This is a genomic window from Streptomyces sp. NPDC048514 (assembly GCF_043199955.1).
Lineage (GTDB): Bacteria > Actinomycetota > Actinomycetes > Streptomycetales > Streptomycetaceae > Streptomyces.
In genome coordinates this window covers 105,982-125,941 of record NZ_JBICWT010000006.1, presented here as the reverse complement: position 1 = coordinate 125,941, position 19,960 = coordinate 105,982, and the positions used below count along the sequence as shown (strand labels likewise).

Below are 19,960 nucleotides of genomic sequence, written 5' to 3'. Positions count from 1 at the left end.
AAGGGCGCTCAGTCACTGGTCGAGGCTGTGGAGGAAGTCGGTGACGATCCGGGTGTACTCCTCGGGAGAGTCGAGGTTGGGGAAGTGTGCCGCGTCGTCGATCGTGGCCGCTCGGCCTCGTGGCGCCGTGCGGGCGATGTGTTCGGCTCTGGCCTGCAGCTCGGGTGCGTCCTGGGCGCCGTTGAGGGCGAGCACGGGGACCGTGATCTGGCCGGCACGGGCGCCGAGATCCTCGACCGCCTTGTGGTGATCGGGTTCGCCAAGAGTGTGCTTGCCGATGGTTCGCTGGCGCATCTGGCGAAGGCGGGCGTAGATCGCGGGCCGGACGGCGTCCCGCGGTCGCCCGGGGCCGTGCGCCCAGGCGTCGCTCGCGTGGTGCCAGGCCTCGATGTCGCCGGTAGCCAGAGCCTGGAGCTGCGCTGCCCCGGCTTGTTCGGACCACGGCTCCATGAGCGCGCGTTCCTCCGTGCCGCCACCGGAGAGGACCAGGGCCCGGACCAGTTCGGGGTGTTCCAGAGCGGTTCCGACGGCGATCATCGCGCCCATGGAGATGCCGACGAGGACGGCGGGGGCGGCGCCCAGGTGGCGCAGCAGCGCGGCGAGGTCGTCGGCCTGGCGGAACGGGCGGCTCGCGTTGGCGGACCAGCCGTGACCACGGGCGTCGGGCGCGATGACGCGGAACTCCTGCGCGAAGGCCGGAAGTTGGTCGTCCCACATGGTGTGGTCGAGGAAACTCGCGTGCAGCAGCACGACCGGGAGGCCTGTGCCACCGGTGTCGCGGTAGGCGAGCTTGCCGTCGGTGGACGCGAAGAATCGGAGATCGGAAGGTTCATTCATGACAACCAGGTTGTCATAAGTCGGAGAGGGTGACAATCGGGTTGTCATTTACAATCGACCCGTGAGCGATGAACAGCGCCCGCTGTCCCCCGACGAGGCGGGTCCGCGGCTGATGGAGATCTTCGCCCTGGTGGGACCGCTCTACCGGCGGGTCCACCGGAAGATCGAACAGGACGCCCCGCGGCAGGGGCTGTCGGTGGGGGTGCGCGCGGTGCTCGATCTGCTGCGCCAGCACGGACCGATGACGGTTCCCCAGGTGGGCCGAGCGCAGTCGATCAGCCGTCAGTTCGTCCAGCGGATGGTCAACGACGCAGCAGCCGACGGGCTGGTGGAAGCCCTGCCGAACCCGGCGCACGCTCGATCCTCGCTGATCCGCCTGACCGACACCGGTCGCACGGCGATCGATGCCGTCGTCGCCCGGGAACACGCGCTGTTGCGTGAGGCGGCGGACGATCTCACTACAGCGGACGTGGACGCCTGCGTCCGAGTGCTCAGCCGGATGCTCGCTCTCTTCGAGGACACCGACGCCAACGGCTAGTGCCGTGACCGGATGGTTTGCCGGGTGCTGGGTGAGGGACGGAACGTGACGGAGTGCGGGGGCGGGCCGATGAGTGACAACTACCTGACGGTGATTCCGATCCACCGATGCTGGTGAAGGCGAGGCCGGCCAATTCATCGCCTTCACCAGCATCGCCTGCACCCTTATCCGCTGCCGCACGCTCTGCAGGACATGTTCAAGTGCCCCCGCGGGCCGCTTCGACGGAGGATGGGGGAAGATAGCGGGTCTGCGCGCTGAAGTGCGGACCTGCGATGACTGCGACAGCAGGGAGCCTTTCTTCCGATGACCACACAGCTCACACGCCCTGAGCGCAGCGGCGTCGAGACGGCCTTGGCCACGGCTGTCTCGCCGTTCAAGCCTTCTCTCGTCAGAGCGGTGTTCAGGGACGTGACCCCGATGCACCTCTCTCGGTCGGCCGCGTGGACCGCCGCGTCGGTCACGCGGACAGTGCTGACGGAGATCATCGACGGTGCGAGGAGAGCGGCGGCGGAGGAGGCCCGGAAGAAGCTGGTTCCTGGGGATCTTCTCTCGGCTATCGACCGGAACGTCGAGCTCGAGGTGGGGGGCAAGTGGTACGACCACAGCCCGACGTTTCAAGGCCTGACCGGTGTCCTGTACGACGCCGAGGGTGTCATCGTGCCTTCTCGTAAGCGCAGCGGGTCGCGCAGACCGATTGCTGTGGTCGGCGCGCACAGGTTCGAGGCCGGGGTCAAGAAGCTGCTGCGGAGCCAGGGGGTGACGGCCGTCCCGGCGATGGTCCGCGACCTGGACGGAATCGCGAGCGTGTTCCTGACGGACCTCGCCCGGGACGCGGCCATGGTCGTCCGCGAGGGCGGGGTCAAGCGTTTCGGTACGGTCACCCCAGTGATGTCGGGCGAACCGGCCCTAGTGATGTCGGGCGAACCGGCCCCACTCCCGTTCCACAAGGATTCCCTCCGGGCCCAGTCCGCCCGAAGGGGAGACCGACGGACCATCGGCAGGGATGACGTCCTGGCCGCCACAACGATTCGGTTGTTCGGCGGCAACCTCAGGCAGCGGGCCCTCGCCGAGGCACGCGAGACGACACATAACACTTCTGCCGGCTGAGCGGGGTGCGACCGACAGTGCCACCTGCACGCTCATCCGCTACCGCAGACTCGCCGAATGGGATGGCCCCTTAGATCGTGTCCTACGTGACGAGGCGGACGTTGACCCGGTAAGGGGCGGTTTCCCCGTCAACCATGACGGATCCAACGCCAGTTGAAGAAGCATGCAACGAATGGCCCACCGAGCATGGACAGCATCCAAAGCCCCACGCTGGCCGGCGAATAGACGTAGTACTGCCACCCGGCCGGCAGCAACAGAGGCAAAAGGACGAGTACGACGAGGGCCGCCCAGGTCGCGATCCAGGTGAGCACCAAGCGCGCTGCGATGCACATGCCGCATCTCCCAACGTCGAGGTCGTCCTCCGCACGACAGCGGAACGGGCCAGGCTCGGGATGTAGGCCCCCCACCAGATTTGAACGCGTTCAATATAGCCCACGGGGAATGCCTTCATGATCACCCTCCGGGCGAGCCTGGCCCGCACATGACTTGTGCTTCCGGACGGAGCTCACTGAAGCCCCGGGTGGCCTGTGGCGGGAGCGCAGCGCCAATACCAGGCAAGTCGTGGTAGCGGTGATGGCGAGTGAGGCGGGCAGACGTGCCCATGAGGTGCCCAGGACCGGTGCCTGGGCGGCGAGCAGTACCACTGCGGTTGCGGCGGCGGCCGCCAGTGCGGGTGTCGCCCGCGGACGGCCGGGCGGGGCGGTGACACCGACTGCCCACGCGTCGGTGACAAGCAGGTAGGCAAGCAGCAGGGCGGCGATGCAGACGTCCAGCCACACCGCGGGGTCGGTGACCGCCGCGACCGCGATCGCCGCGGCCGGCAGCACGGTCGTCCGGCGGCGGGCCGCTATGGTCCGCCAGCGCATGGAAGTCAGGACGGGGCGCGCGTCGATCATCGGAGCGGCCACCACGCAGCCGCGGCCGCCCCCAGGACCAGCACCCTGACCAGCAGTGGTGCGTGCAGAGCGGCCGGCGGGTCGCAGGCGGCGACGGCAAGGGCCGTACCGAGCAAGCGGTCGGTGATGCGGGAGGTCAGACGTGCGATGGGCAGGGCGGCTCGGCTGCCGGCCAGGCGTGCGCCTGGCCGGGCCATCCAGGCGGGGACGGTGGTCATCGGTTCCCCCTGTGGACGCGGGTGCGCAGCAGCGGCGCAAGGGCGAGGTCGAGGGTCTCGCCGGGCCGGTGGGCGACGACCGCGATGCCGCGTTCCACCAACGCGAAGCGCATGGCGTCGCGGTCGGCCCGCCACAGTCGAAGCGCCAGTTCACCCTCGGTGTCGCCGGGCTTCAGGACCGGCTCGCCAGTGGGGATCTCAACCACGACCAGCGGGTTGGCCCGTCCGCGCACCTGGTGCAGGATGTTGAGAATCCGCTGGTCGGTCAGCGGTGTGATGACGTACACCAGCGCTCCCTCGGGCAACGCGGGCGGTGGAAGCAGGCTGAGTCCCTCCGTGCGGTACGCGAAGTCCTTGCGGACCTCCAGCACACTCTCGACGATGCGGTAGAAGTACTGCTGGCCGCTGCCCGGCCGGAGCCAGCGGGTCGCGCCGCCGACCGACACGACGCCGATCTCGGCGAGAGCAGCCGCGGCCCGGTCGCGGTGGCCGCCGTCCATCGGGTGCGTGGAGTAACGGGCTCGCGGAACAGGGAGGTCAGCTCGGCCACGGCCGCCCCCGCGGGCAGGCCGCCTGCGACAGCCCGTTACAGCAGGTCCTGCGGGCGGTCCGAGGCGTGCCGGGCCACCCCGGAGACGGCGAGCGACGCTTCCATGGTGGCGTAGCAGGCGATGACGGCTGCGCGGGCGTCGGTTCCGTCCAGCAGGGCACGGCGTCCTGAGTCCACGGCCTGGGTCAGGCGTTCCCGCTCGTCGTCGAGCGCCTCGTACGACACCGGGGCCTCCCGCGCCGGCCGCCGGGTCGTGTACCGCCACAGCCGCGGTCCGGCGATCACGATCTCCTCGACGGGCAGGACGATGCCAAGACCGAGCAGGATGTGCGTCAGCCCCGAGTGCACGCTGTGGCCGGCACGGCCGGAGTGACCGGCATGCGGCGGTGGCGGCCGGCTGGGTAGCGGGTCCTGCCGCGGGCGGGGAAGCGGTGACCCCTCGCGGCTGCTGCCGGACGACCCGAACCGGTGCAGGACCAGGACGAGCAGCGGAACGACCAGCGACGCGGTCAGCAGGACGCGGCTCGCGCCGTCGACCATGCCCGACCCTTGCTTCACCTATCGAATTTCGATAGATTTCGATCGCGATTCGATGGAAGGATGGATCATGGGAAAGCTGACCGTGCGTGCGCTGCGCGCCCTGCTCGTGGTGGTGCTCGCCGGCACCGTGTTGGTGCAGGCATTGATGGTGTGGACATTAGTCAGCGGGAGCGACCCGGAGGACGGGTCGCTCCCGCTGACCGCGCTGCGCGTGCTCACGATCCTGGGCGTGGTGTCGGTCCAGGTCGCCCTGGTCTGCGTATGGCAGCTGGTGACGATGGTCCGGCACGGAACCGTGTTCTCCCACGCCGCCTTCCGGTACGTGGACGGCGTGATCGGCGCGATCGTGGCGGCTGCCCTCGTGTGGTTCACGGTCACGGCCGTCAATGCGCCGGGCCAGCGGGACGACCCGGGCGTCACCGTCATCATGGGCGGGATCGGCGTGGCCATCCTGGGGGTCGCGCTCATCGTGCTCGTGCTGCGGATGCTGCTCGCCCAGGCCGTGGCGCGCGACGTCGAAGCGGCAGAGATGCAGGCCGAGTTGGACGAGGTGATCTGATGCCGATCGCCATCGACATCGACGTGATGCTGGCCAAGCGGAAGATGTCCGTGGGCGAGCTCGCGGACCGCGTAGGGATCACGCCCGCCAACCTGGCGGTACTCAAGAACGGCCGCGCCAGGGCGGTGCGCTTCACGACCCTCGCCGCGCTCTGCGAGGTGCTCGAGTGCCAGCCGGGCGACCTGCTGCGCTGGGAAGCCGAGGATGCCGCAGCTGACTGACGTGCCCTGCCACGATAAGACCGGCACCGTCCATGCGCACCGCAAACGCCAGGACTTGAAGCCGGGAATCTACGACCGGTTGAGCTGAAGGCGGGCGAGGTCGCCATCAGCTCGGTACGGGTGCCGGACGCCTGGACGGTCTGCCTGTACGAGGACCGGGAGTCCACCGGTAGGTCGCAGCAGCTCACCTCATCCACCGGCTACGCAGGGGATGACTTGGACGACGTCACTGCCTCGCTCATCGTCGCCGACCCCACGGCCAGCCGTGCACGAGGTCGCGCGCGCCGCTTTCAGTTGGGTAATGACTACTCATGCTGGGCATGGCACCCCCTTGTACCTTGGCGTCGAGCAGGTATCCCGATATTTCGGGGGCTTGAAAGCAATAAGGGAGTGTCATGACCAGAATGAGAATCAGGGTCCTAATGGCGGCGTTCGCCAGTGCGGCGGCCTTGGTTGCAACGACGGGACCCGCTCACGCGGAGATCACGCAAACGGAGAAATTCACGTGCAACGGTGACTGGAAGGTTGTGGCCAATGCTTTCAACCTCTTCTGGCCCGTGCGATGGGATGTGGACGTAACAACAGCAACTGGTGGCACTCCGGCGGCGAAGTCGTCCACCGTGCAGCTCAAGGAAGGCGCGCCGCCCTTCTTCGCATCTGCCGACTTCACGAGTCATGTGGAGATCACAGCTGCGCCGGCGCCGTACTCGCAAGTGGTTCTCCGCTGCCCTTCCGGCCACAAGGTCGAGCGGACATTTTACGACTATGACTTCAACGACCTTCCCATCAATACCCGTGGATAGTTGACAATCGCTTCTCTGGCCTGGGTGACGGCGTCGCGCTTGACCACCGCCAGGTGAGTTCACGCCGATGTTCGTTCGCGCCACAGTCACGTCAACGGCAAGCGGCCCGGGCTGCGGGAAGAGAACGATCACAGTCAGTCGTCGAGCTGGCGCTGGACACCAGGCTGACTGTGCCTGGACCTCGTGACCTGAGGTCCGCGGCCTGACGGCCGGGTCCGGGGGTCGTGCCCCCAGACCCGGCCGTCGCTTCGTCACGAATGCGTTCGGCGGTAAGGAAGGAGCTGTACCCGATCACGCAGCAGCAGACGCCTATGGACGGAGGATCGCGAGGTGGTGCCGAGCCATCCACGTCTGCCGTCAGCCAGCCCTGGTCTCGCCCAGCGTTACCTGCCGGTCCCGCAACAGAGGCGCGTTGAAGGCCGCCAGGGCACTGGCGATGGCCTTCACCCCGGTGGCGAGGTTGTTACGCCACACCGGTGTGCCGTCGGGGCCGGTCGACATGTCGAGCGGAGCCCAACCGAACTCGGCGTCAATCTCGTCGAATTCGGCGTCACTGAGTTGCCGAAGACCCGAGGAGCGCAGGACTGTCAGGCGCGGATTGTCGTCGTGGGGAGCGAACAGGATGCGGGTCTCGAATGCGCCGGCCGCCATGCCGATTCCATGCTCCAGGAGCGCCCTGCCAGTGATCAGCCACCGGACCGTGGCCATGCACCAGACCTGCGCACCGATGCGATAGGACTCGACGTCGGTGATCGTGCTGAGACACGCGGACAGGGCAGGAGCGATCCAGCCGACGCCGACAGTCTGAAGGGGCTTGTGGGCCGGCCCAGCCGCCGTGCACAGGAACCCCTTGCTCCCTGTGGTGCTGGGCCAGGGGTCGGTGTCGTCATGCGCCAGGCGGACGATCGTGCCGTGCACGGAATCGGTCTTCAGGGCGGCTTCGATGACGCCTTGCTCGGTATCCGCCTTCTCGGCGAACCGGTCGATGACCTCCCCTAGCCCTATCAGGTGAACGAACCGGTCCCCGAGTTCGCGGATGTCGGCAGCCATCAGCTCCGGATAGTCCTTGCCGTCACCGAAGTCCTTGTCCCCACTGACGAAGTAGACCGTCTCGCCAGGGTGCGCCTTGGCGTACTCGACGGCTGACAGCCAGATAGCCGCGTCCCGTGCACCGGCCTTCCTGTCGTCGTCCTTGCACGGAGGCAGCCGGTTCGCCTCGCGGAAGGCTGCCTCGCGCAGTGCGGTCTCGCTCGTCGGAACGACGTCGACCACGCGTGACCACAGCTTCCGCCAGTGCTCACGGACCCGCTCCATGTCCATGGCAGGCAAAGTGATGCCCTGCTCCCACGGAGTCGCGCTGGCCAGCGTCTGGAGCGCCTGGGCAGTCGCCTCGTACCGCAGGCGGTATTTGACGGCTAGCTGCGCTGCGCGTTCCTCCATGACCATCCAGGGGACTGCGACGCTCTCGACGCCGGCGGTGCGTATCGCCCGAAGAACGTCGGTACTGCTGTTCTCCCAGCTCAGTCCACGAAGGACGCACGTATCCAAAATGATCACGCTGCACGCTCCTGTTCTGCCCGTGACTCGATGAGAAGAGTGGCAGAAATCGGGCGCGCCTCGCTGAGGTTTGTCACCGGCGGCGACTTGGCGACATCCCGCAGTCCGGCGCAGCAAGTACCTTCTCGCCCCCGGCGCGAGGCCCGTGGGAAGCGCGATACGCGTGAAGACGCCCCGCGACGAGTGCGAATCGTGTGGGCGGAAGATCGCCGCTGGGATAGTGCCGGCACTTCGGACAAGGGTCTGACGCGCATCTCGTCACTGGCCCTGACGTCCGACCTGGATCGAGCTTCGCGACGAGCGTCCGGGCAGGTGAGGATGGGTCGGCCGATGTGCCCTCGGTCGGTCTCGACCCCTAGCACGATGCCGTGCTGCCCGCTGCCCGCTGCCCGCTGCCCCTGGCACTGCCTGGCCCAGTTCGGGAAGCTCAGCGGTTGTTGAGATGCCGTGCTGCGTCCGACACGTCGGTGTCAGGGGCCGAGACCCAGGCGGGATCGCCGGATCTGGCGGGTGGCGAGGTAGTCGGACCAACTGTCGCCCGTGGGCCGGGCCCAGCATGCACGGCAAGCTGTGCGCGGTGGCCGTCCATTTCGGCTCAGCCGCCCACCTGGTGTGCAAGGGGACTTGGGACGGTGACGGTCGGCGTCGGCCCGGCCAAGGAGCACGTCATGCGGTGATGACTGTTACGTCGGCCACCAGCAGCCTCATCCAGCGGGGGGCGGTCGCCGGGCGGCCGATCATTGCAGTCGAGGACTGCGGAGGTTCTGCCGATGAGTTCCCGGGGGTTGTGTGGTCTACCCCATCGAGGAAGGGAGCGCACCATGCGCGAGGTCATTGTTTGCACGTTCCTGACGTTGGACGGCGTCATGCAGGCGCCGGGCGGTCCGGACGAGGACGCGGAGAGCGGATTCGAGTACGGCGGCTGGCAGAAGCCGGTGGACGACGAGGAGGTCGGCACGGCCATCGCCGGTTGGTACGAGCACTCCGACGCGATGCTTCTCGGCCGGAAGACGTACGAGATCTTCGCGTCGTACTGGCCGACCGCGGATCCCGGCAACCCGTTCACCGATCGGATGAACAGCATGCACAAGTACGTGGCGTCTCGGACCCTGACGTCCGTCGAGTGGCAGAACTCCAGGCTGCTGGAGGGTGACGTCGTCGATGCCGTGCGCAAGCTGAAGGCGTCCGACGGTGGCAGCATCAACGTCGTCGGCAGCGGCGACCTCGCCCAGACCCTCATGCGGCACGGCCTTGTCGACGAGTACCGGCTGACCATCCATCCGGTGATCATCGGAACCGGCAAGCGGCTGTTCGCCGACGGAGCGATCCCCACTGCGCTGAAGCCGGTCAGCGTCTCGACGACAAAGGGCGGCACCGTCGTCGGCGTCTACCGGCCGGACGGTGAGCCCAGCTACGACAGCTACTAGATGTGTCCGACGAATGGCCTCGGGCAGGCTCGTGAAGCCAGATGAGCGAGGCGGCCTTAAGGCAGGTGCTGGAGCGGGAAGCCGGTTCGTCGAGTGCGGGGGTGGGTCGGCTCGAGTCCGTGGCAGCGGCCTTCGGGGGCATCTCGGTGCTGGACGCTGGCCGTGACGACATGGACCGCCTCGAGCAGGCCGAGCGTGTCGGTGACCAGGAACTTCTCGTGGCCCTTGATCCTGTTGCCTGTGTCGAAGCGCCTGGTCGACGTCGGAATGGTGTCGGTCGTGCGGACGGGCTGCGATTCGATCAGCCTTGCGCACGGCTCTGTGTTTCCGTCGTCGGCTTCTCGGTTGCGACCGTGCAGGACGTTGTGGACGAGTTCGACGATGTAGTCGTCGTGCCATCAGGTTGAGCGCCAGTACATGGTGGGCGAGGGCGGGAAGTCCTTCGGCAGCTGCCGCCAGGCGCGCCCGGCCTGCACCACGTGGAGGGTGGCGTCCACGTGGTGCAGGCATGGGTGCCTTTCCCGGTGCCTGCCCCTTACAACCCCTAACGAAATGATCCTTGGGTGGTTGGATCGCTCCGGGACTGTTGAACCGGGGGCGCGGGGTGGCTCGGCCGAAGCCGTGGGCTGTCGATGATGAGTTGTGGGCGGTGCTCGAACCGCGGCTGCCAAAGGTCGAGCGGCGGAGGCGGTATCCGGGCGGAAGCGGCATCCGGACCGGCTGGTGTTTCAGGGCATCCTGTTCGTGCTGCACGCCGGGATCGCCTGGGAACACCTACCGCAGGAGCTCGGCTTCGGTTCGGGCATGATGACGTGCTGGAGGCGTCTGGCCGAGTGGACCGAGGCCGGTGTGCGGCTGCGGTTTCACGAAGTTCTCCTCGCCAAGCTTCGCAGCGTCAACGCCCTGGACTTCTCCCGGGCTGCGGTCGACGGCTCCCACATCCGGGCGCTAGAAGGGGACCAGAAACGCGACGAAGCCCTGTTGACCGGGGCGGAACCGGCAGCAAGCATCACCCGCTCACCGACGCCACCGGCATCCCGCTCGCCGCCACCCTGACGGGCGGCAACCGCAACGGCCTCACCCAGCTCATCCCGCTGCTCGAAGCCGTTCCACCGGTGCGCGGCAAGCGCGGCCGCCCTCGGCGCCGACCGGACGTCGTACTCGGCGACCGCGGCTACGTCCATGACAAGTACCGCCGCCTCGTAGGGGCACTCGGGGTGAAACCGATGATCGCCCGTCGGGGCACCGAGCACGCCTCCGGACTGGGCACCCGACGCTGGGTCGTGGAGCGCGCCTTCGCCCACCTGCACTGGTTCCGCCGCCTTCGGATCTGCTGGGAGATCCGCGACGACATTCACGCAGCCTTCCTGGCCCTCGGCTGCGCACTGATCTGCTGGCGCCGACTGGTTCAGATAGGGCGGAGCTGACCGTGACGGGTCGACGAGACGCCGACTCTCTACGCGGGCGGCAGCTGATGGACGCGCTCCAGGCGCCCACGCTGCTCTTCGACCCAGCCGTCCGGCAGATCCACGGGCACGGCCATGGCCGTACCGGAACCTTGGACGTCCTCTACGGTGATCAGGGGAACCGAGAACTGGGTGTTGAACTCGATGTTGATCTCAGGGTTGCGCAGGTCGGTCATCCAGCAGACGCTCCGGCCGGCGGCAAGGTCGTCCAGGGCTTTCGCCCAGTCGTCAAGGTCCTTGGGCGCTAGGCGGAGGCGGAGCCGACCATTGCAGAAGGTGCTCGTGATGACGACCTCAGCGTCGATCTCGTCTGGGTCACGGCGGCCGAGCACTCTGATCACGACGCTGTTCTCATGATCGGCAAGGTGGATCAGCTCCAACGCCATGCCCTCGGCCACGTGCACTCCTCGGATGGAAAGACCCTCAGGACCATCATGCACGGCGGCAATCCGAAGCTGAGAGCGGCTCTGGAGGAACGCGGCATGGGCTATGTACTCGCCGTGGCCTGCTCGGCCGAAGTGGCCACCAAAGCAGGAAAGTTCCGCGCCGACGCGTTGGCGGTGAAGCTGCCCAAGCGGGCCTGGCAGAAACTGTCGGCCGGACGCGGCGCGAAGGGCCCACCGCTTCTGCGACTGGGCCGTCATCGACCTCGCCGGCCCGGCGCCGGGCTACCGTCAGCTGCTGATCCGGCGCAACCGCACCACTGGTGAACTCGCTCACTACCGTTGCCATTCCACCTTGCCGGTGCCGCTGAGCACCCTGGTCAAGACGGCTGGTTCCAGTGGCGGGTGGAGGAAACCTTCCAGGCCGAGAAGGGCCTGACCGGGCTCGATGAGCACCAGGTCCGCCGCTATCCCTCCTGGAGCCGCTGGTTCAAGCCGAGCTTCCGGCGGTTGCGCGCCTGGTCGGCCTTGTCTGGGATGGTGCAGCGGATCCCGCGTCCCCTAGGCCTGAACCCCGCCCACGCATGTCCTGGCCGGTGTCGCCCGACTACACCGAAGCCTCGGCCCCCGTGCTGGGGGCGAACCCGCTCCCCTGCTCGGCGAACACCTTGATCGCGGCGCCCAGGAACTCCACCATCCCGGGGTGGTAGGAATCGTGGAACGCCCTCATGGCCTCGTCCTCGGCGTAGAAGAGCGACATGCCGATGTAAGCCTCCCAGGAGGGGGTGTAGAACCGGCTAACGATGTCGAAGTGCCTGCGGACGAGCTCCTGGATCTGCTGGTCCCCTGGCAGGGAGCCGCCGTCCAGGAAAGCCGTCATCTCCCGGTACAGGACGTCCCAGTCCTGGTGGACCCGCTCCCTGTCCACATGTTCCCAATTGTTGGTCCCGGCGAGGCTCTTCGCCTGCTCCTCGGCCAACGACCGACGACACTCGTCCTCGTAATTGTTCCCCACGGCACCGGTTCCCATCGTTTCGTCACCTCTCCGGTGGATCCACGAGAGGCCGCCGACATGTCGGCATCGACCGGCCGTCGATGATCAACTGCCGGTCCAGGCCGAACGGTGACACACAGCCATCGGGTCGGCAAACCATTTCTTGGACCCCCCGGCGCTCCGTCCCGGTCAGCCGGCGGCGGGAAAGGCGCAGCTCGAACGGCGAGCCGTCGGAGCGGGGCGTCCAGCCACTCGACGGCGCGGCCCGGATTCCCGCGGCGACCTCGCGCGGCAGGACGAGCTCGGCCGGCACCGGGTCCGGTTCCATGACGGCCGGTCGACCGGTCTCCCCGACGGAACACCGGTTCGGACGCGGAACCGGATGCCGTCGATCAACTGCCGCCGAGGTCAGATGGGTGGCCGCCCGACCCTCGTGCCCCTCGGCAACAACGGCTCCATCCCCGCCCACTGTTCGTCCGTGAGATCTCCCCGACCCATGAACCGAGATCATTCACAACTCAAGATCCACTTTCGATACACGGCCTAGGTTCTGTCGTCAAATGTCAGGCCCAACACCAGGAGTGATGCGAGGGCGACGGCTGCTTCGTAGGACTCGGCGGTCTTGTCGTAGCGGATCTCACCACGCCGTCACAGATCAGGCGCCACCCAAGCCTTCAGGAGTCCCCGCGCCTGCCACGACGGAGCGCCCGCCGGGCCAGCGTCCTGCTGCCATTGAAGAAGTCGTTGAACCGGTCCAGCCCCCAGATGGCTCGGAGGACGAACGGCTGCATCAGCAGCGACATCGACGGCGAGTACTTCGAGGCGTCCGACCAGATGCCGGCGAGGTCGTCCGGCATCTCACCGTCGACGATGTAGTCGGCGAGCTGGTGGGCCACGTACGGCACCTGACAGAGGCCGTGGCCGTTGCAGGCCATCGAGTAGAAGACGTTGTCGCCCACCTGCCCGGCGATCGCCAGCCAGTCCGGGCTGATGCCGATCCAACCGCCCCAGGCCCGCTCGATGGCCACGTCGGACAGCGACGGGAACCGGTTGGCCAGATCCTTCCCCATGTCCTGCACGACCCGAGGGTCCGGGGCCCGGTCCGGGAGCGGGAAGGTCTGGCCTCGCTGCGCTTGGCGGACCCCGCAGACGATGGTGTTGCGCTCGGTGAGACGGTAGTGGGTCATCAACTGGTGCTGGGTGATGATGCCGGACCGACTGGTCCAGTCCAGCTCGGCGAGCCGCTCCGGCGTGATGGGTTCCGACTCGATCTCGATGACGTACAGCGGCGTCGCGAGGTTCTTGGGCGTGATGTCCCACTCGCCGCCGTAGACGCTGGTTGCGAGCACCACCTTGTTGGCCCGCACGGTGCCGTGCGGTGTCGTGATCTCGACGATGCGGCCTGTCCGCCGGACATCACTCACCCGCGTCTGCTCGAAGACCTTGGCCGAGGAGGCGAGCAGCGCGCGACGCACACCACGAGCGAGCTTGCCCGGGTTCAGCATCCCGCCGATGGATTCCCGCATACCGCCCACGAAGCCGGCAGGGAGGCCGAGTTCTTCTCGGCTACCGACAGTCCCGTACCCACCGAAGGCGCGCAGGACCGCCGCCTGAGTGCGCACCCTGAGCATCATGAGGGGTGAGACCGCACCCCACACCAGGCCGTTCGCCACGTAGTCGCAGTCGATGTTGTGCGTCTTCATGAGGTCTTCCACGTAGCGGCCCGCGTGCTCCGCCAGTTTGACCATGACCGGCATCTTCTTCGGGGACTGGAGGCTGAGCATCCGCAGGTCGCCACCCGGCGCCCCGGCGATCTGACCGCCGTTGCGCGAGGCTGAGCCGTAGCCGCAGAACTCGGCCTCCAGTAGGACCACGCCCTGGTCGCGCTCCGCGAGGCGCAGGGCAGCCGCCATGCCACCCATGCCGCCGCCGACGACGGCGATGTCACAGATGAGGTCGCCGTCCAGCGGGGGCTGCACGTCGACCGGCGGGTCGATCCAGCCGGTGAAGTTGCTGTATTCCGTGCCGTCGGTCCTCATGCTGCCCTGATCTCCCTTTAGGGGGGTATGTCCTGTTTCACGCTCCGCGTCAAAGCATGCTCGGCATGAACTTCGCCCGCGGCGGTTACCTCGTACCTCACTGTCGCCAGCCACGGCCGCGGCGAGAACGACACTGAGCACCTGCTTTCCCTGAGGACGGTGCACGGTGCACAGGCCGGTCGTGTCCATGCGCTCATACGCTGCCATGACGGCTGAGGTGTGAGACGCCGTCGAGGAGTTCGCCACTCGGGGATCGGCGCGCCAGCTATTTCAGCCGAGAGCTCCCCGACAAGTCGCTAGGTTCCGTCACTAATGTCAGGCCCACATCAGGAGTGGTGCGAGGGCGACGGCTGCTTCATAGGACTCGGCGGTCTTGTCGTAGCGGGTGGCGATCCCACGCCACTGCTTCAACCGGTTGAAGCACCGTTCCACGACGTTGCGGTGCTTGTACGTCTCGCGGTCGAAGGCCGGCGGGCGGCCCCCTCGGCCACCGCGCCGGGCCCGGTTACGGACCTGGTCGGCCCGCTTGGGAATCGTGTGCGGGATACCGCGACGGCGGAGCCAGCTTCGGATTGCTTTCGAGCTGTAGCCCTTGTCGCCCACGACGTGCTCGGGTCGGACACGGGGCCGCCCCGGCCCGATCCGCGGCACCGGGATCGCTTCCATCACGGCGGTGAACCGGGTGCAGTCGTTGGTGTTGCCGCCGGTGACGACGAAAGCGAGGGGACGGCCCCGGCCATCGCACGCCAGGTGGATCTTGCTGGTCAGCCCGCCTCTGGACCGGCCGAGAGCCGGGTCGCGAAGCCCCCTTTTCGGGCCCCGGCCGCGTGCTGGTGGGCACGCACGACGGTCGAGTCAACCGCGACGAGCCAAATCGACGTCGCCCGCGGCATCGGCTCTCGCCCGGGCGGCCCGAAGCATCCGGTCGAACGTTCCGTTTGTCAGGCGAGATCATTCGAAGACATAGCCTAGGGCGTCGGTCGCATGCAACTCGCCGAGGGAGGCGGTGCAGCTTCTCGAAGACGCCGGCCTCGTGCCACCGGCCCAGTCGGCGCCAGCAGGTCTGTCTCGATCCGAACCCCAACTCCAGCGGCAACAGTTGTCCGCTGGCATCGTTGTGGAGCACGTACAGGATGCCCTGCAGGCACAACCGGTCATCTACCGGCTTCGGCCCGGGGGCCCTCTGCGGCCAGGGCTAGAAGCAACGGCTCGATGAACGCCCAAAGGTCATCGTCCACAATCCACGGTCGAACACTCACACCATCCCAAACGGCCGAATCGTCACACCGGTCACGCCAGTCCCGCTACGGCAGCGGCACTCGCATCTACGACGGCCAGGTCGATTCATCGGTGGCCGGGACGCTTTCCAGAGGAAGGCGATCGCGGTAGTACTCCGACTCCAACCAGTCCTCCTTCACGAAGACCGGTCGCGACATCCGCACGCCACCGACCTCCTGCGAGCGCAGAAGAACCCCCAGATCGGTCAGGGCGAGTGAGTTATCGAGGGTGTACAACAAGCAACTCCCGTGTTCGGCGGCGTAGTCAAGAAGGAACTGGTGCGCCTGCTCGGGATCGCGGCCGGCCAGTGTAAATCCCGCTAGCAAGACTTGCGGACCCGTGACCGCATCCAGAGCAATGCACGCCAGCTTGCCCGCGTCGTAGAAAACCTTCACCCCGCCGGCGAAGTCTTCCTGCCTGTAGGGACCGCCCACCCGTTTCTGCGGCTCTGAGACCCGGAGCGCGTCGGCGACCTCGGCCGGGCCCATCCCGAACCGTAGTGGCCCCGGCCCGGCTCCGGGCACCAACTCCCAGTGCTCCCGACCCTCGCTCGTGCTCACGTGATCCGCCCCTTCAATTGACCATCCTCTTTGGCCCGGCATCTCATGCGAGACCGGGGCCCAAAGTGCCACCTGAACTGACCAGGCGCCAACCGAAGCGTTAGGTCACACCACGTGCCGTCAGCAAGATCGAGTTACGAGTTCTTGGTCCTACCCGCACCGGCAACGGCAACGGCTCCGCCGACACTCAATGTTCACCCGTCAGAACCGACGGATTCCCGCCCCCACCCACCCACTCACGCACGCGGAGGTCAACGACCGCTCCAGCTCACGGGCACAACCAGTCTCAAACGCGGTCTGAGGTTCTGGGTGGTTGTGTGGTGGTGTGTGGGGGGTCTGTTTGGGTGGGTGTTGGGTGTGGTGGTGGTTGGTGGGCGAACTGTTTGGGTTGTGTGTCGTTGGGTGGGTTATGAGGAAGATGATGGTGGTGGTGGTTGTGGTGGTGGGTTCGGTGTTGGTGTCGGTGTGGCCTGTGCAGGCGGCGGTTGGTGGGGATGGGGGTCCGTTGGGGGATCTTTTGCGGACGGGTCCGGTGTCGTTTCCGGATTCGTTGTCTTTTTTGTTGCCGGTTGAGTGATTGGGGGGGCTGGGTGGTGGGGGGCCTGGTGGGTCTTGGGGGTGTGTTGGTGTGTGGTGGGTGTGGTGTTCGTGGGTGGCGGGTGGCGGGTGGCGGGTGGCGGGTGGCGGGTGGCGGGTGGTTTGGGCTGACGTTTTGTCAGTTCGGTGTGGTGGTGGGTTGTTGCCGGTGGCGTCCGAGTGTTCGTCGTCGGGCTTTGGGGCCGGTCTTGGAGTGCTGGTGTCGGTGTGTTCGTGTCGTGGCGTGGTCGGTGGCTTGCCTGGAGGTGGTGCGGGCTGGGTGTCGTGGACGGGGGGCTGTCCGGGAGGGTCGTGGACGGGGGGTTGTCCGGGAGGGCTTCGATGGTTGGTGGCGGGGGTGGGTTCTGGGCTGCCGGGTGTGCCGTGATCCGGCCGGGACTGGGGGCGATCGCGGAATCTGTGGCGGAGGTAGGTCGGCGTTCCTCTTCTTCGGCGGCATTTCGCTGCCTTCGGATAGTTGATGGTGGTGCTGTGTCTGTGTCTCGGCAGGGACGTGGATTTGTGCTTCGTGTGATGTCGAGCTGTTGGTAGCCGCTGGTCGCCTTTTTGGGATGCGGTCTGCGGTGCGGTGCGGTCTGCGGTGGGGTGTTGTGGGGTGTGGGGGTCGGTCGCGGTTTCTGTGGTGTCGGCCCGGGGGAGGGGGCCGGGGGGCTGGTGGGTGGTTATGGTCGGGTGTGCTGCTGGGTGGGTGTGGTGGTGGGGTGCGTGGCCTCGGCGGGGTGTGGGTGTCGGTGGATCACGAGCCGCCCAGCAGTCCAGCGGTCCAGCGGTCCAGCAGTCCAGCGGTCCAGCGGTCCAGGTGGCATAGCGACACAAGCGGTCCAGGCGACACAAGCGGTCCAGCGGTGCAGGCGGCACGGCTACACAAGCGGTCCAGGCGGCATAAGCGGTCCAGCGGTCCAGGTGGCATAGCGACGCAAGCGGCATAGTCGCACGTGCGGTGCGAGCGGTACGCATGGCTGATGCCGACGCATCGGCTCCGCTGCTATTCGAGGTATCGGTGTGGACACCACGCAGCCCCCACTTCACCCGGCCCCACGCGCCACGCTCGATGACAAGGAACCCCTAACCCGCGCCCACTACTCGACCGTCCTCAGTCAGCCTCCGGCCGTCCAGTCCGCGGGCGATGGCACTCAACTTGCCCACACCCGCAACCGCGGTCCAGGCCCCCGCCGGCGATTCCAGCGAATCCAGTGCATCCAGCGCATCCAATGAATGAAATGACAGGTGGGGTTGGTGGGTTGGTGGGTGGGGGTGGTTTTGGTGGTGGGGGGCGTGTTTTGGTGGGGTGGTGTGGGTGGGTGGGTGGTGTGGGTGGGTGGGTGGTGATTCGTTTTGTCGTTCGAGGGGTCGCTCGTGTTGTTGAAAGGTGGGCGACACAGCGGGGTTGGCTCGCGTGGGGCGTGTTGTTGATCAAGCCTGTGTTTCCTGCGAAGGAGACGCCACTGTGCGAATTTCTGATATTCAGCGCTGTGATGTGCGGCCGGGACGGCTGGTGGAGTGGACGTTTAGTCGGGCGACGGTGGAGGCTGCTGCGGTGTTGCCGCGGGATCCGCGGCCGCCGGCGTATGTTCAGGAGTCGCATATCAGGACGGCGCGGTCGGTGCGTGAGGGTGGGTTGTTCGTTCCGACGTGGCTGGGTGCGGCGTTTGATTTGCCGTGTCGGGCGGATCTTGATGTGTTGGAAGGGGCGTTGTGTAGTTGGACGTTGCGGCATGAGACGTTGCGTAGTGGGTTTAGGTGGTCGGGTGACGACGTGTGCCGGTTCACTTTGGGTGAGGGTGATGTGGCTTTGCATCGTGAGGTGGTGGGTGACTTCACGGATGCGGAGGTGTTGGTGCGGTATTTGCAGGACCGTTTCGATGCTGCGGCTGATGCGTTGGGTTGGCCGAATCTGATGTATGCCGCGGTTGTTCGTGAGGATTCCACGAGTGTGTATGTGGCGTTCGATCACACCAATGTTGATGCGTATTCGTTGCAGCGTATCCCGGACGAGATTCATGAGTTGTATGCGGCGGGTTGTGCGGGGCGGTCTGTGGTGGCGGTGCCGGTGGGTAGTTATGTGGACTTTTGTGAGCAGGAGCGGGCTGACGCGGACAGTATCGATGACACGCATGTGATCGTCACGCGTTGGCGGGAGTTCATCGGCCGGTGTGAGGGGAGGCTTCCGCAGTTTCCTCTGGATCTGGGGGTGGAGGCTGGTGGGGTTTTGCCCACGCAGAAGCTGGTGCGTGAGCCGCTCGTCGATGCGGATGCGGCTGCCGCGTTCGAGGCGTACTGCCGGCGCTGGGGTGGCAGTCTGGTGGGTCTTTTGGCTGCGACCAGTTTGATCGTGCATGAGTTGGGTGGGCAGCCGGTCTATCGCACGGTGGTGCCGTTCCATACGCGGGTGCGGTCGGCGTGGTCGGATTCCGTGGGCTGGTATGTGGGGGGCGCGCCGATCGAGGTGCCGGCGGCCGGTGACTTCGAGGAGGCTCTTGCTTTGGTTCGTGCGCAGTTGCGGGCCAACCGGTCGCTGGCGCGTGTTCCGCTGGCGCGGGTGCTGCGGCTGTTGGGGGAGGATTTTCGTCCCACGTCGCCGGACATGTACTCGATCATCTCCTATCTGGATGCCCGTCTTGTTCCTGGTTCGGCTCACTGGGGTGAGCGGAAGGCGTATGGGCTGATCCGTGTGTCGTATGGAGATCAGGTGTGCGTCTGGGTCAACCGGCTGCATGAGGGGCTGTGGCTGGCCTGCCGTTATCCGGACACCGGTATCGCTTACAAGAACGTGTGCTTGTATGTGGAAAGGCTTCGGGAGTTGATCCTTTCGGTGTCTGCCCGCACTCGCGTCTCGTCCGCGGCGTCGTCATCGGCGGGACGTTGAATTCACTCCAACTCACCGGAGTTGACCGGTGGTGGGCGGTGGGGGGTGGTGGGCCGGTGTGCGGGCCGGTGGTGTTCCCGGTACCGCAAAGCATGTTGTGGGCGGCCCAGTTGCCGGTGCGGGGGGAGGTTGTCGACGCGCGTGCCGGGACACTTGCCGTGGTTGTCCAACCCCACCCGCCACTACTGCTAGTGTCTGCATAGTCACTCTAGGCAATTGGCCTTCAGGTAAAAGCGATGGAGAACCGAGGGTTCCATGCGTAAGTTTCAGCAGGTCGTGATCGCAGCAGCGGTGGCAGCCGGCGGCCTGTCCGTCATCGGTACCGGCACTGCCGCCGCCGACACCTACGGCAGTAACGGGCCGGAGGTGTCCGACAGCTACCGCCCCTATCAGGAGTGCAGCCCGCAGACGGTGGCCGAGAACGACGTTCCGCTCGGGGTGCTCGGTCTCGCCCAGACCATGGACACCACGTGCGGGCAGTACAACAGCGCCTTCACCCGCTGAGGCCGGCCGCGCATCACCGT

20 protein-coding genes and 4 pseudogenes are annotated in these 19,960 nt (G+C 66.8%); 11 read left to right on the top strand and 13 right to left on the bottom strand.

The annotated features are described in order from the left end of the window. Positions 1-12: 12 nt before the first annotated feature. Positions 13-837 (bottom strand): alpha/beta fold hydrolase, encoded by an 825-nt coding sequence (locus ACGFT2_RS15050; RefSeq protein WP_393277867.1) that lies wholly within the window; start codon positions 835-837, stop codon positions 13-15. A 112-nt stretch (positions 838-949) separates the two neighbouring features. On the opposite strand from ACGFT2_RS15050, the gene ACGFT2_RS15045 reads away from it, so the two are divergent. Together ACGFT2_RS15045 and ACGFT2_RS15040 are read left to right on the top strand one after the other, a co-directional pair. After that, on the top strand, positions 950-1,375 hold the full coding sequence (locus ACGFT2_RS15045; protein ID WP_393278407.1) for a MarR family winged helix-turn-helix transcriptional regulator: 426 nt from the start codon (positions 950-952) through the stop codon (positions 1,373-1,375). Between the two features lie 303 nt (positions 1,376-1,678). Beyond that, a complete protein-coding gene (locus ACGFT2_RS15040) occupies positions 1,679-2,482 on the top strand; it encodes a hypothetical protein (protein WP_393277865.1) in 804 nt (267 codons plus the stop codon). A 128-nt stretch (positions 2,483-2,610) separates the two neighbouring features. Here ACGFT2_RS15040 and ACGFT2_RS15035 read toward each other — a convergent pair whose 3' ends face one another. The 5 genes from ACGFT2_RS15035 to ACGFT2_RS15015 all read right to left on the bottom strand — a co-directional run bounded on the left by ACGFT2_RS15035 (position 2,611) and on the right by ACGFT2_RS15015 (position 4,704). Next, entirely contained in the window at positions 2,611-2,814 is a 204-nt protein-coding gene (locus ACGFT2_RS15035) for a hypothetical protein (RefSeq protein ID WP_393277863.1), read from the bottom strand. Positions 2,815-2,904: 90 nt separating this feature from the next. After that, positions 2,905-3,378 (bottom strand): hypothetical protein, encoded by a 474-nt coding sequence (locus ACGFT2_RS15030; RefSeq protein WP_393277861.1) that lies wholly within the window; start codon positions 3,376-3,378, stop codon positions 2,905-2,907. After that, the gene (locus ACGFT2_RS15025; RefSeq protein WP_393277859.1) at positions 3,375-3,596 is read right to left on the bottom strand and encodes a hypothetical protein; all 222 of its coding nucleotides are present in this window, start codon (positions 3,594-3,596) and stop codon (positions 3,375-3,377) included. Before ACGFT2_RS15025 ends, ACGFT2_RS15030 begins: the two co-directional genes overlap by 4 nt. Then, a complete protein-coding gene (locus tag ACGFT2_RS15020; RefSeq protein ID WP_393277857.1) occupies positions 3,593-4,096 on the bottom strand; it encodes a hypothetical protein in 504 nt (167 codons plus the stop codon). The genes ACGFT2_RS15025 and ACGFT2_RS15020 overlap by 4 nt, the downstream gene beginning before the upstream one ends. A gap of 86 nt (positions 4,097-4,182) precedes the next feature. Further along, positions 4,183-4,704, bottom strand: coding sequence for a hypothetical protein (locus ACGFT2_RS15015; protein WP_393277855.1), 522 nt, complete (start codon positions 4,702-4,704; stop codon positions 4,183-4,185). 49 nt (positions 4,705-4,753) lie between these two features. Here ACGFT2_RS15015 and ACGFT2_RS15010 point away from each other — a divergent pair, with 49 nt between their 5' ends. The 3 genes from ACGFT2_RS15010 (at position 4,754) to ACGFT2_RS15000 (ending at position 6,269) form a co-directional block, all read left to right on the top strand. Further along, complete coding sequence (locus ACGFT2_RS15010) at positions 4,754-5,245, top strand: DUF2975 domain-containing protein (RefSeq protein ID WP_393277853.1); 492 nt, start codon at positions 4,754-4,756, stop codon at positions 5,243-5,245. Further along, on the top strand, positions 5,245-5,466 hold the full coding sequence (locus tag ACGFT2_RS15005; RefSeq protein WP_393277851.1) for a helix-turn-helix domain-containing protein: 222 nt from the start codon (positions 5,245-5,247) through the stop codon (positions 5,464-5,466). The genes ACGFT2_RS15010 and ACGFT2_RS15005 overlap by 1 nt, the downstream gene beginning before the upstream one ends. A gap of 395 nt (positions 5,467-5,861) precedes the next feature. Continuing rightward, complete coding sequence (locus tag ACGFT2_RS15000; protein ID WP_393277849.1) at positions 5,862-6,269, top strand: hypothetical protein; 408 nt, start codon at positions 5,862-5,864, stop codon at positions 6,267-6,269. A gap of 357 nt (positions 6,270-6,626) precedes the next feature. Here the strand turns inward: ACGFT2_RS15000 and ACGFT2_RS14995 are convergent, their stop codons facing one another. After that, positions 6,627-7,826, bottom strand: a complete 1,200-nt coding sequence (locus tag ACGFT2_RS14995) for a PIN domain-containing protein (RefSeq protein WP_393277847.1) — start codon at positions 7,824-7,826, stop codon at positions 6,627-6,629. A gap of 821 nt (positions 7,827-8,647) precedes the next feature. Between ACGFT2_RS14995 and ACGFT2_RS14990 the strand changes: the two genes are divergently transcribed. From ACGFT2_RS14990 to ACGFT2_RS14980, 3 genes and pseudogenes are all read left to right on the top strand, one after another. Beyond that, complete coding sequence (locus ACGFT2_RS14990; RefSeq protein ID WP_393277845.1) at positions 8,648-9,253, top strand: dihydrofolate reductase family protein; 606 nt, start codon at positions 8,648-8,650, stop codon at positions 9,251-9,253. Positions 9,254-9,294: 41 nt separating this feature from the next. Then, a complete protein-coding gene (locus tag ACGFT2_RS14985) occupies positions 9,295-9,660 on the top strand; it encodes a hypothetical protein (protein WP_393277843.1) in 366 nt (121 codons plus the stop codon). Between the two features lie 197 nt (positions 9,661-9,857). Next, positions 9,858-10,680 (top strand): annotated as a pseudogene (locus ACGFT2_RS14980) (IS5 family transposase). 29 nt (positions 10,681-10,709) lie between these two features. Here ACGFT2_RS14980 and ACGFT2_RS14975 read toward each other — a convergent pair. Further along, on the bottom strand, positions 10,710-11,117 hold the full coding sequence (locus ACGFT2_RS14975; protein WP_393277841.1) for a DUF5959 family protein: 408 nt from the start codon (positions 11,115-11,117) through the stop codon (positions 10,710-10,712). A gap of 36 nt (positions 11,118-11,153) precedes the next feature. Here ACGFT2_RS14975 and ACGFT2_RS14970 point away from each other — a divergent pair. Further along, positions 11,154-11,591 (top strand): annotated as a pseudogene (locus tag ACGFT2_RS14970) (IS701 family transposase); the annotation flags it as partial. Positions 11,592-11,709: 118 nt separating this feature from the next. On the opposite strand, the gene ACGFT2_RS14965 reads toward ACGFT2_RS14970, so the two are convergent. From ACGFT2_RS14965 to ACGFT2_RS14945, 5 genes and pseudogenes are all read right to left on the bottom strand, one after another. After that, a complete protein-coding gene (locus ACGFT2_RS14965) occupies positions 11,710-12,132 on the bottom strand; it encodes a TipAS antibiotic-recognition domain-containing protein (RefSeq protein WP_393277839.1) in 423 nt (140 codons plus the stop codon). Positions 12,133-12,770: 638 nt separating this feature from the next. Then, a complete protein-coding gene (locus ACGFT2_RS14960) occupies positions 12,771-14,135 on the bottom strand; it encodes an NAD(P)/FAD-dependent oxidoreductase (RefSeq protein ID WP_393277837.1) in 1,365 nt (454 codons plus the stop codon). A 315-nt stretch (positions 14,136-14,450) separates the two neighbouring features. Next, positions 14,451-14,951 (bottom strand): annotated as a pseudogene (locus ACGFT2_RS14955) (IS5 family transposase); the annotation flags it as partial. Positions 14,952-15,153: 202 nt separating this feature from the next. After that, positions 15,154-15,312 (bottom strand): annotated as a pseudogene (locus tag ACGFT2_RS14950) (transposase); the annotation flags it as partial. A 148-nt stretch (positions 15,313-15,460) separates the two neighbouring features. Next, entirely contained in the window at positions 15,461-15,973 is a 513-nt protein-coding gene (locus ACGFT2_RS14945) for a hypothetical protein (RefSeq protein WP_393277835.1), read from the bottom strand. 2,044 nt (positions 15,974-18,017) lie between these two features. On the opposite strand from ACGFT2_RS14945, the gene ACGFT2_RS14940 reads away from it, so the two are divergent. Beyond that, positions 18,018-19,436, top strand: coding sequence for a condensation domain-containing protein (locus tag ACGFT2_RS14940; RefSeq protein ID WP_393277833.1), 1,419 nt, complete (start codon positions 18,018-18,020; stop codon positions 19,434-19,436). Between the two features lie 255 nt (positions 19,437-19,691). Next, positions 19,692-19,940, top strand: coding sequence for a hypothetical protein (locus ACGFT2_RS14935; protein WP_393277831.1), 249 nt, complete (start codon positions 19,692-19,694; stop codon positions 19,938-19,940). Positions 19,941-19,960 lie beyond the last annotated feature (20 nt).

Coding starts and splice junctions, on each gene's coding strand:
- ACGFT2_RS15035 (WP_393277863.1), bottom strand. CDS start 2,814: ATGTGCATCGCAGCGCGCTTGGTGCTCACCTGGATCGCGACCTGGGCG.
- ACGFT2_RS15025 (WP_393277859.1), bottom strand. CDS start 3,596: ATGACCACCGTCCCCGCCTGGATGGCCCGGCCAGGCGCACGCCTGGCC.
- ACGFT2_RS15040 (WP_393277865.1), top strand. CDS start 1,679: ATGACCACACAGCTCACACGCCCTGAGCGCAGCGGCGTCGAGACGGCC.
- ACGFT2_RS14965 (WP_393277839.1), bottom strand. CDS start 12,132: ATGGGAACCGGTGCCGTGGGGAACAATTACGAGGACGAGTGTCGTCGG.
- ACGFT2_RS14985 (WP_393277843.1), top strand. CDS start 9,295: ATGAGCGAGGCGGCCTTAAGGCAGGTGCTGGAGCGGGAAGCCGGTTCG.
- ACGFT2_RS15030 (WP_393277861.1), bottom strand. CDS start 3,378: ATGATCGACGCGCGCCCCGTCCTGACTTCCATGCGCTGGCGGACCATA.
- ACGFT2_RS15005 (WP_393277851.1), top strand. CDS start 5,245: ATGCCGATCGCCATCGACATCGACGTGATGCTGGCCAAGCGGAAGATG.
- ACGFT2_RS15045 (WP_393278407.1), top strand. CDS start 950: ATGGAGATCTTCGCCCTGGTGGGACCGCTCTACCGGCGGGTCCACCGG.
- ACGFT2_RS15010 (WP_393277853.1), top strand. CDS start 4,754: ATGGGAAAGCTGACCGTGCGTGCGCTGCGCGCCCTGCTCGTGGTGGTG.
- ACGFT2_RS14960 (WP_393277837.1), bottom strand. CDS start 14,135: ATGAGGACCGACGGCACGGAATACAGCAACTTCACCGGCTGGATCGAC.
- ACGFT2_RS15000 (WP_393277849.1), top strand. CDS start 5,862: ATGACCAGAATGAGAATCAGGGTCCTAATGGCGGCGTTCGCCAGTGCG.
- ACGFT2_RS14935 (WP_393277831.1), top strand. CDS start 19,692: ATGCGTAAGTTTCAGCAGGTCGTGATCGCAGCAGCGGTGGCAGCCGGC.
- ACGFT2_RS15050 (WP_393277867.1), bottom strand. CDS start 837: ATGAATGAACCTTCCGATCTCCGATTCTTCGCGTCCACCGACGGCAAG.
- ACGFT2_RS15020 (WP_393277857.1), bottom strand. CDS start 4,096: ATGGACGGCGGCCACCGCGACCGGGCCGCGGCTGCTCTCGCCGAGATC.
- ACGFT2_RS14990 (WP_393277845.1), top strand. CDS start 8,648: ATGCGCGAGGTCATTGTTTGCACGTTCCTGACGTTGGACGGCGTCATG.